Consider the following 16,683-nt stretch of genomic DNA (forward strand, 5'->3'; position numbering starts at 1 on the left):
ATCGACCGAGGCTACAATAGAATATAGAACTCCGCGCTTTGACTTTGGCAGCGGCAAAATGCACCCGAAAAATATGGAACTTGGCCGAGTAGCCAGTGAAGAAGAATTTTTGGAGAATCTTGGGGTGCGAGATGAGGCAATGCGGGGCTGCCAAGCCCTGCGGCCCGATGGCTACCTGCTCCGAGCAGCGCTCGTCTATGGGTAAAATAGGGGCGGCTATCCTGGCGGGAGGAGAAACCATGGATAGCCGGCCGGCCGCGATATGATGAGATAAGGCCGGCAAATTTCACTTAATCGCGTTGCAGCGCCTTACGGCGCATAGCGCGTAAAGACGTAGTCGTGATCCCTGACGTTGCCGACATGGCAGCTGAGACAGGTTTCATGTTGAGCAATATCGACCGGCTTGCCATCGACGAACCGCCCGAAGCCCCAGCCGTGACTATCGGGATATTTCTTGGAATCCTTCACCATGACCTGCACCGTGGTCGGCGCACCCGACACGGTTGCCGGCGCGAACTCCGTCGATTGCTTGCGCTTATAGGCCAGTTTGACGAGGACCGAGCCGTCGGGAAAAGGCAGGGTGCCCTTCTTATAGGCGTCGACAGCGATATCGTTGCCGAGCACGGCGCGAAGCTCGTCGAGCGGCGGAGCCTCCTGCGCCGGCGCAATGAATTTCCAGTCCCGATAGCCTTCCGGTATGGTCACGCCGTAAATTGGCGAGGCATTTTCCGGCGGCGTTGCGGAACCTGCCGATTGAGACGCGGCGATGCCGACGGCAAGGCTTGAGACGGCAAATGCGCCAAGGAATGCGAGTTTCATTTTAGACTCCTGCCTGACGGATGATCCCGCAGAAGATCGCCGGGAATTGTATCCGCTAAATTTCAGGAAACGGCTCGATTGTATCGCAATGTAGCCAGGGAAACCCATTCGTGTGAGCTGCTCATTGGAAATCGGGTGGCTACCGCTCCGGTTCGGACGCTAGGCTTCAGCTTATCACGGCTTCCGAGGACCCGACATGAACACATCGATCTCCACTTCCGCACCGGCTTTCACGGAAAACTCTATAGAGGCTCGGATCGACGCCTATGATTGGCCGTCGCTGGCAAGAGAGCTTGACGGCTTCGGCTGCGCCGTCCTTCCGAAGCTTCTGGCACCCGATGAATGCGCTGCGGTCTCCGGGCTCTACTCCGAGGAACGTCATTTCCGTAGCCACATCATCATGGCGCGCCACGGTTTCGGAAGAGGCGAATACCGCTATTTCAACTATCCGCTGCCGGGGCTTCTCGGTGGATTGCGCACCGCGCTTTATCCTCATCTCGCCGATATCGCAAACCGGTGGAACGAACGCATGGGCGTCGAGGAACGCTATCCCGATGAACATGCAGCCTTCCTGAGGCAATGCCATGAGCTCGGTCAAAGACGCCCGACGCCGCTGCTGCTGCAATATGTGCCGGGAGACTACAATTGCCTGCATCAGGACCTCTACGGCGAGCTCGCGTTTCCGATCCAGGTGGCCATTCTGCTTTCCGAGCCGGGACGGGATTTCACCGGCGGCGAGTTTGTCCTGACCGAGCAGCGGCCGCGCATGCAAAGCCGTGTGGAAGTCGTGCCGCTTCGACAGGGCGATGCCGTCGCCTTCGCGGTCCATAATCGGCCCGTGCGCGGAACGAAAGGGAGCTACCGTGTCAACCTCAGGCACGGGGTAAGCCGGGTCCGCTCAGGCATGCGCCACACCGCCGGCATCATCTTTCACGACGCCCGCTAGAGCAATTCGGCTTTTCTTCGAATCGCGAAAACGCTCTAGCTCTTTGTTTTTACGCAATTCCGGACGGAAAACCGCTTCGCACTTTTCCTGGAATTGCTCCAAGGGCGCCGCTATCCGACGAAGCCGGCGTAATTTTCTCCGGTAATTCTGTGCATGATGGCCGAGTATGCCTCATGATTCTGGTCGCCCGCCAGGACACGCCCCAGCGACGGCTGCGCGAAAGCCGACATAGGCAGGAGGGCGAGCGGCGTCGAAACGGGTGTGAGATGTGAGCCCTGCCCCGCGCGCAATGTCGTCAGCAGACCGAACATTTCGCCGGTGATACTAGGCTTCGACAATATCGCCATGCGATATTGCCCGGAGGAATTCGTCACCAGATAGATATGCCCCGACAGGTGCGGCACCGACACCGAGCCCTGCTGTGAAAAAGAGGCATCGCTGCGCTCGCGTTCCCGGAAGCTCAGACAGGTCCGTTCTCCATCCCAGGCGATCTCGGTGCAATAGGCGAAAATCGCCTTCGCATCACCGAAGGACGGACGAAGCGTCAGGTAGGTACCTTCCAGCCAGGAAACCGACGCGCGGGAATAGGCACCGAGTTCTTCAGGAGCATGGCCGGGCTTGTCGTTGACGACAGGTGCTTGCGTTCCGCTCGGTTCCCGCAGGACGACGCCCAACGCCTGCTCCAGGCGAATAAGGGTCGCGAGAGTGAAGGGCCGGTGGCCCGAGAGAGCCTTCTCCAAGGTCGAAAGGCTGATGCGCGCGTCATTGGCCAGGCGCTGCCTGGAAATGCGCCGCCGGGCGATCTCTTCGCGAACCCGCGCTGCCACGGCGCTGTTCTGGCTGTCGGATAGATAGGGGTCGCCCTGGACCATTCCTTCGTTTCCTGTTTGCGTAATTTTCTTCACAATTCCACACATGGCCGTAACCGGCAAGACCGTTCGCGGCAAGATGCGGACGAAACAGGGCAAAGCTTACGCTGGCGAGAAAATAGCCTTTGTTCACAATGGCTTCAGTCATTCCACCAGCGAATAAGGAGCCTGTCATGTCAGCCTCGCCAAACGTCTCGCGCTACCAGAAGCGGCAAAATTTCCTCATCAGATTCGGCCTGTTGCTCTGGTTCAGCAATGCCATCCTGCTGCCGGTGCTTGCCGTCATTTTCGCACTGCTGCATCCCCTGGAATCGCACGCGCAACCAACAGCCTTCGTCACGCCGAACGAAATGGGCACCGGCAGCCTTCTTCTTCAGACCAAGGAAGACGGAAAATATATCGAGGCGCCCCGCCTTGCGACCGATGTCGATCTCGACGTCAATGGACCGACGGCACGCGCAGTCCTCACGCAAGCCTTCGAGAACACGACCGACAAGTGGGTCGAAGCCCTCTACGTATTTCCTCTTCCGGAAGACAGCGCCGTCTATTCCCTGAAGATGATCGTCGGCAACCGGGTCGTTGTCGCCGATATCAAGGAGAAGCAGGCCGCGCGCGCCATCTACGAGAAAGCGCGCAGGGAAGGAAAAAAGGCGTCCCTCGTCGAACAGCAGCGCCCGAATGTCTTTACCAATGCGGTCGCAAACATTGGCCCGCATGAAAAGATCGTCGTTCAGATCGAATATCAGCAGTCGGTCCGCCTGGCGGACGGCCGCTTCTCCCTGCGGGTGCCGCTGGTCGTCGCGCCGCGCTACAGCCCGCAGGACGCGTCGCCCATCACCCAGCAGGCCGATCTGAAAGCCGGCTGGGGTCAGTCCAAACAGAGCCCATCGCGCAACAAGGGCAGCGAACAGCCTGTCTCCGCGCCCCTGATGGCCTCTGGCGGCGGACGCACCAACCCCGTCACTCTCAAGGTCAATCTCAACGCCGGCTTTCCTCTCGATGACGTAAAAAGCCTCTATCACGCGGTCAAGATCGACAAAGTCAGCGACACTGAGCGCCGGATCACCCTCGACGGCGACGCGACTGCCGATCGCGACTTCGTGCTCGAATGGAGCGCGGTCGCAAGCAACATGCCGAGCGTCGGTCTCTTCCGCGAGCATGTCGGCAAGGATGACTATATGCTTGCCTATGTGATGCCGCCGGCGGTGGCAACGCCGCAGAAGGCGGGTCGCGAAGTGGTCCTCGTTATCGACAATTCCGGCTCCATGGGCGGCACCTCGATCGAGCAGGCAAGGGCGAGCCTCGATTATGCCCTGTCCCGGCTCGAGCCGAACGATCGCTTCAACGTCATCCGCTTCGACAACACGATGACCAAATTCTTCCCGGATTCGGTCATGGCGACGGCTGAAAATACCGCCTCGGCCCGCCGCTTCGTCACGGGCCTGGAAGCTGCCGGCGGAACGGAAATGCTGCCGCCGCTTCAAGCAGCACTCGACGACAGCCACCAGGCCAACGGATTGCGCCAAGTCGTGTTCCTGACCGACGGCGAAGTCAGCAACGAGCAGCAGCTTCTCGATGCGATCGCGAAGTCGCGTGGACGCTCTCGCATCTTCATGGTCGGCATCGGCTCGGCGCCGAACACGTACCTGATGAGCCGCGCCGCCGAACTTGGCCGTGGCAGCTTCACCCACATCGGTTCGGTCGCCGAGGTGAACGAGCGCATGCGCGCCCTCTTCGACAAGCTGGAGAACCCGGCCGTCATCGATCTCGCCGCTGCCTTTTCGGAGAAGAATGTCAGCCTGTCACCCAACCTCCTGCCCGACATCTACCATGGCGAACCGCTCGTTCTGGCGGCCCGGATGGGAAAAGCAGCCGGAACCCTGACCGTCAGCGGCAAGATCGGTGACCGTCCGTGGACGATCTCCCTGCCGCTCGATCAGGCAAGCAATGCCAAGGGTATCTCGAAGATCTGGGCACGGCGCCAGATCGAGGATGCCGAGGTCAATCTCACGCTTGGCAAGATCTCGCAGGCCGATGCCGACAAGCGCATCCTGCAATTGGCTCTCGACCATCATCTGGTCACACGCCTCACAAGTCTCGTCGCAGTCGACACCAAGCGCCTGCGACCGACAAACGCGCCGCTAACGCAGGCCGACATTCCATTGCAGCTTCCCGCGGGCTGGGATTACAACAAGCTCCTCGGCATCGGTGCAACGCGGGATGCGAAAGCCGACAGCAAACATCAGCAGACAGCTGATAAGTTGCAGGGTGCCGATGGCGATTCTGAGCTTGAACCCATCTCCGCACCGGCTCAGGCCAGCGTTCCGCTGCCGCAGACCGCAACACCCGGAATGCTTCTCATTCTCCAGGGATTGCTTACTCTTCTGTGTGGGGCTTCGCTGCTGGCCTTCGCATCGCGAAGGAGCCGAGCATGATCGCCGCCACTCGCCTCCATACCATGGGGAGCGCGCCAGCGCGCTCCCTTCTGACTTTTGCGGCCGGCATTTTCATCGCCGCCGGTCTCTTCCTCGCCGCACAGGGAGGATGGATCTACGCCAAGGCGGCTTTGGCGCAAGTCCTGCTGGAACGCGCCTTTGCCGAGAGTGTAATATCAGGCGCACCGGTCAAGCCATGGAGCTGGGCCGACACATGGCCGGTGGCACGTATCGAAGTTCCGCGCCTTGGCGTTTCAGCTATCGCTCTGAAGAGTGCAAGCGGTCAGGCGCTTGCCTTCGGCCCCGGCCATCTCGACAACACGCCGCAGGCCGGCGAAGAGGGTACAGCGGTCTATGCGGCACACCGCGATACCCATTTTACCTTCCTGAGAGACATAAAGGAGAACGACCGCATCCGCATTACACGCCGCGATGGCAGGGCCTTCACTTTCCGCGTGACCCACATGGCCGTTGCCCGCTGGGATGAAGCGGAAATCGACCCCGATGCGCGCGGCATCCATCTCGTGCTGGCGACATGCTTTCCCTTCGACGCCGTGACCTCGGGGCCGCTCCGCTATCTGGTCTATGCCGATCTCGAAGGAACGACGGCGAAATAGTCCGCGGCCAGGAAGTCACATGGAATCTGCCCTACCCGCTGGTGCGGGTAGACGCTTCCGAGTAACGCGCGTCCATGGGCGCGAGGCCGTTGGCGTTGGGTTGTGTCAGGATACCATAGAGTTCGGGGCGGCGGCCTCTTATCCAGCGCTGGCCGGTACACTTGTCGAGCAAGGCCAGGTCGATTTCAGCGCTCACCCTCGCATCGGCGGCCGCCCAGGTTTCGGCCAGGATCCGACCATAGGGATCGAGGATCATGGCATTACCGGTGCGCACCTCGTCTTCATCCTGGCCGACACCATTGCTGAAGACGAGGAACATTCCGTTGTCATGGGCGCGCGACGGCAGCCAGCGCATGAACCACTCCCGGCCGTTCGGACCTCGAAATTCGGCCTCGATCGCCTCTGGATCTTCGTGGCGATTGATCCATTTTTCGACCGGTATTCGCTTCAGCCCGTGCGGACTAACCGAATGCCCGCCGCCGGCCTGATGCGGCGCGATCAGCAATTCGGCGCCGAGCAATGCGGTGGCGCGCGCATTCTCGACCAGGTTATTGTCCCAGCAGATCAGGATGCCAGCACGAATTCCCCAAGGTGTATCGAAGACCGTGAAGGCATCGCCGCTGGAGATGAGGCGATGCTCCCAGGCATGCAGTTTGCGATGACAATGGACGCTCCCATCCGGCATGCAGACCGCGTAACTGTTATAGAGCTTTCCGTTTTCACCCAACTCTAGGAAACCGGCACCGATCGCGATGCCCTTCCCCCGCGCCAGGGCGACGACCCGATTGATCGAAGGCCCCGAGAGCGGCTCCGCCAGCGCCTGCAGCGCGGGACCATCGAGCTTGGGAACATGCCAATATCCGCAGATGCACATTTCGGGAAAGACGACGAGCTGATTATCAGCCTGAACGGCTTCTTCCGTGAAATGCTCTATACGCGAGAGATTGTAGGCCTTGTCATTGGCCCGATGCTGAAACTGCACGGATGAAATTTTGAGCGCCATGTCGATTGCTCCTTTCGCCATGAAGCAATTTGACCATGCGACTTCTCTTTCGTAAAATGACTTTATCGATTGAAACTATTCCTGGATAGAATGGAAATAAAGCTCCTCCGATCCTTCGTTCAATTGATCGACACCGGCCACTACGGCAAGGCTTCGGCAAAACTGTTCGTCACCCAATCGACCCTGACCAAGCAGATTCAAGCTTTGGAAGTCGCAATGGGCGGAGCCTTGTTCGAACGTGGTCGTCATGGTGCGAAGCTGACGCCGCTAGGAGAGCTCCTGCAGCGCGAAGCACGCCCGCTTCTTCAATTGAACGACGATGTCGACCGGAAGATGCATCGCGCGATGGCCGGCCTTACCGGATACCTCGATATCGGGTTTGGAATATCGACCCTCGTCGTCGCGCCGCAGCTGATTGCCGGCTTTCGTGCGGCGACGCCGGATTGCAGCATCACGCTCAACGACCTGCCATCGCGGGAACAGCATCAGCGCCTGCTCGACGGCCGGCTTGATATCGGCTTCTGCCGGGCGCCGGAAGACGATAGCGGTCTGGCGTTCATGCCCGTGCTCGAAGAGCATCTGGCCCTTGTACTCCCGAGTGGGATGGCAATGCCGACCCAGGATCGGCTGACGGAGCTGAATGAACTCGGCTTTGTGGCACTTTCGCCCTCGCGCGGACCGGGACTGGATGATCAGATTAGACGCTGGTGTTCGTTTGCCGATTTCGAGCCTCGCATCGTTCAATATGCCGACGATATACTGACGGTGCATGCTATCGTTTCTGCCGGCCTCGGCGCCGCATTCCTGCCGTGGCGTGGCGTGCAGGCATTGGCAGGATCCAGCCACAAGCAGTCTCTCTCAGGACCAGAATCAAGATGGCCGGTTGGAATCTGCTGGCACCGCAAACATGCGAGCCCCCTGCTGGCCCGCTTCATCGATCATGTATCGAAGAATCTGGAATTCGACCGCTCGCAGGCCGAGTGGCAATCGAGATAAAGGCCTGACGCATCGGCGTTCTGCGATGCAAGCGATCGCTCTCATCGCCGGCAATGGGGTTATGCATTCCAACCCCATTGTCCGAAAGGCACTAAAAATGAACCTGCCCGACGCTATCGGCGGACGATCCAAGCCACTTGATGGTCAAAACGAACCGTGCAGCCAAAGCATTGTTGGGGTGCCGAGAATTGCCACGGCAATCATCACCGAAACTGCCATCTTGATCGCTTTGATGCGTCGTGTCCTGACGCCGCTCCAATCATAACTCAAAATCACTAACCCTCGCAAATCATTAATGATTCGCAAACTAGAGCCGACCCGCCTTTCGGCAAGGGATGGTGATGATTCGTCCACAACGGATATTTCCGCGATACGTCGACTAAGGCGATGTCGAAACCATCTGATAGCCAGGGAAACCGTTGGGAGAAACCGTTGGTCCAGAAAGAGAGACTGCTGCGCCGGAGCTTCCCTGATGCCGAACCACGCGATTCTTCACCATGCGTTTCACCTGCATCGGCCGAGAAGGAAGGCTTGAGATTTCGCGGGAGATCCCCCGTAGTGGGTCGACTCACCCGGACCGATATAGTGATTCTCATCGCGACGATCGTCGCTAATCTTAGCCGGATAGGCGTCGGGCGATCGATGGTAATCGCACTTGCTATCAAAAGGTGTGAGTCATCGCTGCGGCCATCTTCGGCGACTTACTGCAGAAAATATAGGAAAAGCAGCTTATTAAGTGGCGAAGGACAGAGTCTTGGCTGTCACACGTTAACCGGTCATTAACCGTTAATCTCTGGACGGCCTGACAGAATCGTGTTCTATCTTCTGGCGGGCAAAGGTCGGCAAACCGGCGACAGGCCGCCAAGAGGGACAAATGGCGATAGCGAACCGCACGGAGACTTTAGCTCCTTCAAAGGAAAATGCAGCCAGCAAAATTGCGCGCCATGCAACGGTGCTGTCTGGTCAGCTCCAGCAGCTCAGAACGCGCATGTATCCGCCGAAATCCGAGAAGATGCTGCGCCAGTTCCTGACCAACGAAGTGTCCAAGCTGACTTCGATCCCGGATTCGACCCTGAAGCTGATGTCGAGCGAAGGCCGCGGCCCAGTTCCCAGCCGATTGGAAAACAACCATCGCGTCTACACGCTTGCCCAGATCAACGAATTGCGCGAGCTGTTTGCCAAGCAGAAGCCAGCGGAAGCCCTTCGCTTCCTGCCTCGCCGGCGACCGGGGGAACATCTGCAGGTGATGGCGATCGCCAACTTCAAGGGTGGCAGCGCCAAGACGACTACTTGCGTTCACCTCGCACATTATCTTGCGCTGCATGGCTATCGCGTGCTCGCACTCGATCTCGATCCGCAGGCCTCGCTTTCGGCCATGTTCGGCGCTCAGCCGGAAATCGATGTCGGCGCCAACGAAACCATTTATGCGGCGCTCAGATACGACGCGACCGAGAGGCGCTCGATCCGCGAAATCATCCGTAAAACCTATTTTGACGGCATTGATCTCGTTCCGGGCAACCTGGAGGTCATGGAGTATGAGCACGAGACGCCACGCGTTCTTGCCCAAAGATCCGGCTCCGGCGCCATCTTTTTCGAGCGCCTCAAGCTGGCGCTTGCCGAGGTCGAAGAGGATTACGACATCGTCATCCTCGACACGCCGCCGTCGCTCGGATTTCTGACCCTTAGCGCCATCTACGCCGCTACAAGCATGATCATCACGGTGCATCCGGCCATGCTCGATGTGGCATCGATGAGCCAGTTCCTGCTCATGATGGGCGACCTTATCAGCGTGCTCGACGAAAGCGGCGCGCAGCTCGATCAGGATTTCATCCGCTATCTGATCACGCGCCACGACCCGAACGATGCGCCGCAATCGCAAGTCGTTGCGATGCTGCGCCATCTCTTCGGCACTGATGTCCTCTTGCCGACGGCAATTGAGAGCACCGCGGTCGAGGCTGCCGGGCTTGCCAAGCGCTCCCTCTACGAACTTGAAATGGGGCAGATCGGCCGAGACACACACAAGCGCGCCCGCGAGGCGGTAGACGCCGTCAACGAAGCCATCGTTCATCTCATCAATACAAGTTGGGGGCGTGGATGAGCAAAAGCCCGAGAAAATCCATCGTCGCCAGTTTCGGCCTGCTATCAGCCGAATTGGAAAGCAGCGAAAACAAACCAGACCCGGCGCCCCCCACTCCCTCCCCTGCGCAGTCAGGACGCGTCGGTGCTGGCGTGATCGGCGCCGCACATCGCGCAATCGGCGACATACGCGCCGAGCGCGATCGGCTGCGCGCCATTGTCGAATCCGGCGAAGGCTGGATTCAGGATCTCGATCCGCATGTGATCGATGCGTCGCCCTATCCGGATCGCCTGCCCGACGACGATCCCCATGATTTCGAGAGATTCAAGCGCTCCATCGAGGAGGAAGGCCAGAAGGTTCCGATCCAGGTTCGACGGCACCCTTCTTCAAGCGATCGGTATCAGGTTGTCTATGGCCATCGCAGATGGCGGGCCGCTCTGGAGCTCGGCCGTACCGTCCGTGCCATAGAGGTCGAGATATCCGATCTCGATCTGGTTCTGGCTCAGGGTATTGAAAATGCGGGCCGTCAAGATCTGACATGGATTGAACGGGCCTTGTTTGCCTCGCGCATGGACGATGCGGGCATCAAGGCACGCCACATCTATGCGGCTCTTTCTATCGAAGATGCGGAGCTCGCGAGAATGCGGAGCGTCTACCGCACGATTCCGGCGGATATCATTGAAGCGATCGGCAGGGCTCCGAAGGTCGGTCGGCCGCGTTGGCTGGACCTAGCGAAGACAATATCCGCCGCGCCCAATGCTCTTAAAGTGGTGCGCGCCGCTCTCTCAGACGCGAATGAGGCCAATGAAACTTCTGACCAACGCTTTCAGGTGGCGTTGAAGGCAATCAAGCCTCCGCCTGAAGCGCGCAACACCCAGATCGCGATTTCCGATACATCAGGAACCAGGCTGGGTGTGTTTATGACGTCGCCTCGGGAGGTTCGGATCTCTGCCGAGGGCAAACTGGGTACGGAATTCGTAAGATTTATCGAGGAAGAGCTGCCCGATCTTGTCGAGCGCTTCACTCGTTCCAGAAACAAACGCAACCCCTGACAGCTGTCAGGGTTTTCTGATTGGAAAGGAAACCTAGCAAAAGAAAAAAGGCCCCCAAACGTTGCCGTCGTGGAAGCCTTCTCTTCAATGTAGCAACTGAAGAATCGCATTTCCCCGAATCACAGTCAAGAGTCTTTGGCACCGTTTTTGGTGATCGTATTTCTTTTGCCTCTTGAAGGTGAGGAAAATGCAGAATGGAAGTGTAACGACGCCTTTTGGGCGGCGGCCGATGACGCTTGCCCTGCTTCGGCAACAGATCGCCGTGACCAGGATGGAGTCCAACAAGTCGGTCGATAAATGGAAGGTCTTTCGCGATGCATCCGAAGCACGGCAAAAGCTCGGATTGCAGGATCGTAGCCTTGCTGTGCTTGACGCTCTGTTGAGCTTCTATCCCGAAAATGAACTCCGGCCGGACGCGCAGCTCGTTGTCTTTCCGTCCAATGCGCAGCTGACCTTGCGTGCTCACGGCATTGCAGGCGCTACACTTCGCAGGCATCTTGCGCTTCTTGTCGAGGCTGGCCTGATCGTCAGAAAGGATAGCGCTAACGGCAAGCGCTACGCGAGAAAAGGCAGGACCGGCGAGATCGAGCATGCATTCGGCTTCGATGTCTCACCGCTGCTGCTGCGTGCTGAAGAGCTTGCAATCATGGCTCAGCAGGTCGTAGCAGAGCGGATCGCATTCCGCCGTGCCAAAGAAAGCCTGACAATCTGCCGGCGCGACGTCCGCAAATTGATTACGGCGGCAGTCACGGAAGGCATCGGGGGCAAGTGGGCGCTGATCGAAGACAGCTATGACGCCCTTGTGGCACGCATTCCTCGTTCCCCAACAATGTCCGACATCATCTCCGTTCTCGAAGAGATGAAACTTCTTCGTGGCGAGATCATCAACCTTCTGGAAACCCAGCAAAAAATTGAAAATTGTAGCACCAATGATGCCCATAATGAGCAGCACATACAGAGTTCGAATCCCGAATCCCTTAATGAACTTGAACCAAGCTTTCGAACAAAGCCGGAAACGAAATCCACGGAAAGAGGTGGGTCGCAGAAAGAACCCATGCAGATCTTCCCGTTAGCTCTCGTGTTGAAGGCATGTCCGGAAATAAGTTCCTATGGGCCGACGCGCATTATCAACAATTGGCGGGACCTGATGTCTGCGGCTGTCGTCGTACGATCAATGCTGGGCGTCAGTCCTTCAGCCTATCAGCATGCTTGCGAGATAATGGGGCCGGAAAACGCTGCCGCGACGATGGCTTGTATTCTCGAGCGATCAGGACATATCAATTCGGCTGGTGCTTATCTGCGAGATCTTACATCCAAGGCGAAACGCGGTGAATTTTCACTCGGGCCCGCGCTTATGGCATTACTTCGAGCGAATGGCGGAGACAGCGATGTCATATTAAGGGTTTCATGATGGGATTGCCTTGGTTTTCAGGATATCGCCGATCTGGAATACACGGTTGGAATAAGCCTCAGGCGCTACCGAACGAACAGACAGCAAGACATGCTGTTTCCATAAAATGATACGGCCAAAGCCAATCTTTCAGCTATGGCCGTCCATTGACCGTCGAACATTGTCGGCGGCGTGACCTGCGCGTTGGATTAACGGCAGACGCGTTCCTTACGGATGACCCAGTGGCCATGAACCTTGTGCTTCACGGTCTTCACAAAGCAATCGTGATGGTGACGATGGAAGGGAGCTGCCTGAGAGGGAGCGCTGACGGCGACAACCGAAGCAAGGGCGATAACGGAAGAAAGAAGCAGGCTTTTCATGTTAAACCTCGTAAGCATTGGGGGTTGATGCTGCGTGTTTACGCATGACTTTGATGACCGATTGAGACTTAACCGAAAATGAATAGCACCCTTACAATTTTGTAATGCGTTTCGGAGATCGTTGCCATTTGAAGAGCCCGTTCGCGGGAAATGCGAGAGCAGCTAGCCTTGGCCTTGAGCTAGATAGACCAGGCGCGGCTCAGCCGAGCACATTTGTTGCGCTATTCTCGCCATTACCCATCAGTCAGGGGTCGTAGTTACGAGCGATCGCAAGCTCCCTGGAGATCTTATTGGCTCGGGATACCTTGTGATGGCAAATCTTGGCGGGAAACTCATCCGAAAAGCTGATCAAAACGCTCATCCGGAGGATGCTTCACCCTGTTCCTAAAGGCAAGATCGCCTCTTGCGGAACGCTGCCTTTCCCCCGGCTCGAAAGCTCCAGCAACACTGTACGGCTGGTGGAAGCTAATACCAATATAGCTTCACAATCAAAAATTTTCCTTGAAATATTCGATATTTAGACAGCGCCGAAGTTGGGCATGAAAAGCAAAGCATTTTGTCTGTTTCATGCAATATAGCACGCTACGCGGACCGATTAGTCAAGAGAATTGTCGGTCAACAAGCTCGGTCAAATGGGCTGCAGACGGGAATGCATCGCCTTGCGCAAGAGCTCAACGGTCTCGGGTACGCTCGGTCCTTCGATCGGAGGCGGCTGCCGGCGTTCGCAGAATTCCCGCCAGACGAACAGGGTCAGTTCCGCACCGTCCGTCTCCCCTTCCCCTTCGGCAAATTGTTCGAGAATCCGATACCGGGCATCTTGCCAGAACAGTTTCTCCACCCATTCGTAAATGGGGATGATATGGAAGTGAAAGGCAGGTCCGGAAATATGACCATATCGACCGAGATAAACACGTGGAGCGCCCAACTCCTGTTTCAAGATTGCTTGAGATAGTGCCAGCAATGGACCGATCTCGCGGAGGGCGCCATCGGGTAAATCGAAGAGATCATTGGCGGATCTTTTGGACGAAATGATGAGATAGCCGGGGAGGGCCGAATTTGCTCGATGGCTCACAAGCCATTCGTCGCTCTCGGCGATGAGAAACTGTGAAGCAGTCGTCATTTTCTCTCCTTGATGCTAGCTATTATTCGTCGGCTACCTACACATCCTGCCATGCGAAAATAATCAGGATGAAGGCTACCGTTGCTGCGATGAAAGCCGCGTATAATTCGCCGGACATGTCGGAGGTTCTTAGGGTGCAAGGCAGCGGCAATGGCGATATCCACAAGTGACGATCTTTGCGGATAAGATGGGACGATCTTCCCAATCGGGAAGGGGAGCCAGCCTGGCCTGCTTTCGGTGTTCGCCGCGAAACCCTGACAGCTGTCAGGGTTTTCCAAGTAACGGATGTCGCTGAGGAGCTCTGCGAAGATTTGTGTCGTCCGGTGACTGGCAGAGAGGCAATATACGTCGTGCTATCCCTCCCACAAACGCAGGCGAAAAGCCTGACAGTTGTCAGGGTTTTTAGTCTGCGAGGTTCTATCCGAACATCGCAAGCGCGGGATGGATTGCCGTAGGACGCGCGCTTCCTTCAGGGTCGGAACTTCCATTGTATCGAAAGCTCCGACCGGCGATGTCAGTCCGTCAATGTCCCATGGATGCCTTCTTGCCGAGCGTTACGTTGCGCAGCGTCAGGGCGAGAGGGATGGCGGCGAGCGAGATCAGCGTCAGGACCCAGAAAGCATCGACATAAGAGAGAAACGAAGCCTGGCTCTGTACCTGCTGATTGATCCAGGCAAGCGCCTGTTGGTGTGAAGTCGGAAGCGAGCTTCCTTGCGCCATGAAATAGTTGCTTAATTGGCCGTAGGTATCTTGATAGGCGCCGTTCGACGGGATGATATGTTCGACCAGGCGGCTTTGATGGAATTGTTCGCGATGGGTGATGACGTTCGATATGAGCGACACGCCAATTGATCCGCCGGTATTGCGAGCGGCGTTCAGCAGCGCGGACGCCTGGTCGGTCTTGCTGGCAGGAATCCCGTCATAGGAAGCCGAGGTGATCGGCAGGAAGATGAATGGCAGGCCAATCCCCTGCAACATGCGGGCCTCGGCGAGATACCAGAAGCCCACGGCGCTGTAGACGCTGGTCACCTGATACATCGATAGAGCGACGAAGCCGGCACCGATCGCGATCAGATATTTCGGCTGTACTTTCGATGATAGGAAGCCGACCACGAACATCATCACCATGGTGACCACACCGCCGGGAGACAGCATCAGCCCCGCCCAGGTTGCGGTGTAGCCGAGATTCTGCTGAACCAGCTGCGGCAGATACTGCGTCGTGGCGAGCAGCAGCGCGCCCGTCGCCATCATCACCAGAAAGCAGGTGCCGAACTGGCGGCTGACCAGCATCCTGATATCGACGGCCGGATTCTTGTGCTTCAGTTCCCAGGGGATCATCAGCAGGGAGGCAAGCGCGCAGATCACGGCTGCCGCAACGATGAAGCTGGAGCCGAACCAATCGTCTTCCAAGCCTCGGTCGAGCATCAGCTCCAGCATTCCAAGAAAGGTGGCGACGAGTCCAAAGCCGATCCAATCGAAGCCGGGCTCGTGGCTGCGCTTCTGTGCGCGCTCTTGCGCTGCTCCTGCCGGTTCCTTGATCAGCATGGCAACGGCGGCAAGCGTCAGGATGCCGACGGGGCCGTTGATCAGAAAGCACCAGTGCCATGAGAAATTATCCGAAAGCCACCCGCCCAATGTCGGCCCGACCACAGGAGCAACGACGACGGCGACGCCGAACAGGGCAAAGCCCTGCCCTCGTTTCTCAGGTGGAAAGCTGTCGGCCAGAATGGATTGCGCAACCGGCACCATGCCGCCGCCACCGATGCCCTGCAGGATCCGGGCGAGCAGCAGGAATTGCAGATTGGGCGCAAAGCCGCACATGACGGAGCTGATGGTGAAGAGCGCAAGGCAGCTGAGAAAGAAAGTACGGCGCCCGAGAAGACGCACGAGATAGCTTGTGGCCGTCACGATCACGGCGTTGGAAACGAGGTAGGTGGTGACGACCCAGGACGCTTCGTCCTGGCTGACGCCGAGGCCGCCGGAAATATAATTCAGGGCGACGTTGGCGATGGTTGTGTCAAGCACTTCCATGAAGCTGGCAAGCGCGACGACGATCGCAATGATCCAGGGGTTTGTCACCGATCTGACGACAGCGTTCGTGCTCACAACACGTTCCTCAAGCTTTCCCATAAGGAGGGGCTGGCGTCGGTGCGGACCGTCGGGACGACGGACATGCCCGGGCCCAATGCGACATCGCTCGGCACGTCATCAAGCTCGATCTTCACGGGAACGCGCTGGACGATCTTTACATAGTTGCCGGTGGCATTTTCTGCCGGAAGCAATGAGAATGCCGTTCCCGATCCCGGCTGCACGCTCGCGACATGGCCATAGATCGTGCGGCCGCCATAAGCGTCGATAGTCAGCGTTACCGGCTGGCCCGGGCGCATATGATCGAGCTGGGTTTCCTTGAAGTTGGCCGTGACCCAGAGCTTGTCCGGCACGAACATCGCCAGATTCGTGCCCGTCTGCACATATTCGCCGTCGCCGGCCGACAGCTGCACTACTCGACCGGGCTGAGCTGCTGTCATCGTCGTGTAGGAAAAATTGAGCTTGGCCTGGTCGAGCTGGGCTTGATCTTGCTTGAGAGTGGCCTGAACGTTGGCAATCTGGAAGTCATAGGCATCGAGCTGACGCTGCGCAGCGGTCAGCGAGGCTTGATCGGTGTTCAGTGCAGCCTGTTGCTGGTGCAATTGCGAGGTATATTGCTGCGCTTCCTGGAGAGTGCCGGAGCCGCTCTTTACCAGCCCCTGATAGCGGTCGTTTTGCTGCTGGGCGAAGACGAGATTGGCTTGGGCCTGCGCGACCTGAGCCTTGGCCTCTTCCACATTCGCTTCCTGAACCCGCTTCTGCGCCTCTGTATTCTGGATGTTGGCGTTTGCGGTGTCAATCGGCGTCGTAACGGGACCCCTTATCGGCTCCCAAAAGGAACCCCTCCCTATGGTTGCATGGGGTCAGCGCGCGTAGGCCCGGAGCTTTCCA

At 57.9% G+C, this 16,683-nt stretch carries 15 protein-coding genes; 8 read left to right on the forward strand and 7 right to left on the reverse strand.

All coding sequences use genetic code 11. From position 1 onward, the window contains the following. Positions 1–309 precede the first annotated feature (309 nt). Positions 310–819 carry a cytochrome P460 family protein gene (locus tag PH562_RS27360; RefSeq protein WP_285176842.1) on the reverse strand — a complete coding sequence of 170 codons (510 nt, stop codon included), beginning with the start codon at positions 817–819 and terminating at the stop codon, positions 310–312. Positions 820–1,015: 196 nt separating this feature from the next. Between PH562_RS27360 and PH562_RS27365 the strand changes: the two genes are divergently transcribed. Next, a complete protein-coding gene (locus PH562_RS27365) occupies positions 1,016–1,765 on the forward strand; it encodes a 2OG-Fe(II) oxygenase (protein ID WP_285176843.1) in 750 nt (249 codons plus the stop codon). A gap of 110 nt (positions 1,766–1,875) precedes the next feature. Here the strand turns inward: PH562_RS27365 and PH562_RS27370 are convergent, their stop codons facing one another. Then, a complete protein-coding gene (locus PH562_RS27370; RefSeq protein WP_285176845.1) occupies positions 1,876–2,637 on the reverse strand; it encodes a helix-turn-helix domain-containing protein in 762 nt (253 codons plus the stop codon). Positions 2,638–2,807: 170 nt separating this feature from the next. On the opposite strand from PH562_RS27370, the gene PH562_RS27375 reads away from it, so the two are divergent. Both PH562_RS27375 and PH562_RS27380 read left to right on the forward strand, forming a co-directional pair. Beyond that, entirely contained in the window at positions 2,808–5,069 is a 2,262-nt protein-coding gene (locus PH562_RS27375) for a marine proteobacterial sortase target protein (RefSeq protein WP_285176846.1), read from the forward strand. Next, complete coding sequence (locus PH562_RS27380) at positions 5,066–5,686, forward strand: class GN sortase (protein ID WP_285176848.1); 621 nt, start codon at positions 5,066–5,068, stop codon at positions 5,684–5,686. Before PH562_RS27375 ends, PH562_RS27380 begins: the two co-directional genes overlap by 4 nt. 31 nt (positions 5,687–5,717) lie before the next feature. Here PH562_RS27380 and PH562_RS27385 read toward each other — a convergent pair whose 3' ends face one another. After that, a complete protein-coding gene (locus tag PH562_RS27385) occupies positions 5,718–6,689 on the reverse strand; it encodes a nitrilase family protein (protein WP_285176849.1) in 972 nt (323 codons plus the stop codon). Between the two features lie 90 nt (positions 6,690–6,779). On the opposite strand from PH562_RS27385, the gene PH562_RS27390 reads away from it, so the two are divergent. The 5 genes from PH562_RS27390 to repC all read left to right on the forward strand — a co-directional run bounded on the left by PH562_RS27390 (position 6,780) and on the right by repC (position 12,225). Beyond that, entirely contained in the window at positions 6,780–7,685 is a 906-nt protein-coding gene (locus PH562_RS27390; RefSeq protein ID WP_285176851.1) for a LysR family transcriptional regulator, read from the forward strand. Between the two features lie 25 nt (positions 7,686–7,710). Beyond that, a complete protein-coding gene (locus PH562_RS27395; protein WP_285176852.1) occupies positions 7,711–7,950 on the forward strand; it encodes a hypothetical protein in 240 nt (79 codons plus the stop codon). Between the two features lie 609 nt (positions 7,951–8,559). Then, the gene (gene repA, locus PH562_RS27400; protein ID WP_113232272.1) at positions 8,560–9,783 is read left to right on the forward strand and encodes a plasmid partitioning protein RepA; all 1,224 of its coding nucleotides are present in this window, start codon (positions 8,560–8,562) and stop codon (positions 9,781–9,783) included. Further along, positions 9,780–10,814 (forward strand): plasmid partitioning protein RepB, encoded by a 1,035-nt coding sequence (gene repB, locus PH562_RS27405; RefSeq protein ID WP_285176853.1) that lies wholly within the window; start codon positions 9,780–9,782, stop codon positions 10,812–10,814. Before repA ends, repB begins: the two co-directional genes overlap by 4 nt. A 187-nt stretch (positions 10,815–11,001) precedes the next feature. After that, a complete protein-coding gene (gene repC, locus PH562_RS27410) occupies positions 11,002–12,225 on the forward strand; it encodes a plasmid replication protein RepC (protein ID WP_285176854.1) in 1,224 nt (407 codons plus the stop codon). 188 nt (positions 12,226–12,413) lie between these two features. Here repC and PH562_RS27415 read toward each other — a convergent pair whose 3' ends face one another. The 4 genes from PH562_RS27415 to PH562_RS27430 form a co-directional block, all read right to left on the reverse strand. Then, complete coding sequence (locus PH562_RS27415) at positions 12,414–12,584, reverse strand: hypothetical protein (protein WP_173004651.1); 171 nt, start codon at positions 12,582–12,584, stop codon at positions 12,414–12,416. Positions 12,585–13,212: 628 nt separating this feature from the next. Beyond that, the gene (locus PH562_RS27420; protein ID WP_285176857.1) at positions 13,213–13,704 is read right to left on the reverse strand and encodes an HIT family protein; all 492 of its coding nucleotides are present in this window, start codon (positions 13,702–13,704) and stop codon (positions 13,213–13,215) included. 522 nt (positions 13,705–14,226) lie between these two features. Beyond that, positions 14,227–15,810 carry a DHA2 family efflux MFS transporter permease subunit gene (locus PH562_RS27425; RefSeq protein WP_285176858.1) on the reverse strand — a complete coding sequence of 528 codons (1,584 nt, stop codon included), beginning with the start codon at positions 15,808–15,810 and terminating at the stop codon, positions 14,227–14,229. Continuing rightward, positions 15,807–16,529, reverse strand: coding sequence for an HlyD family secretion protein (locus PH562_RS27430; protein WP_350223789.1), 723 nt, complete (start codon positions 16,527–16,529; stop codon positions 15,807–15,809). Before PH562_RS27430 ends, PH562_RS27425 begins: the two co-directional genes overlap by 4 nt. Positions 16,530–16,683: the final 154 nt, after the last annotated feature.

Origin of the sequence: Rhizobium centroccidentale (assembly GCF_030182565.1) — a bacterium.
In the GTDB taxonomy this organism is placed as follows: domain Bacteria; phylum Pseudomonadota; class Alphaproteobacteria; order Rhizobiales; family Rhizobiaceae; genus Rhizobium.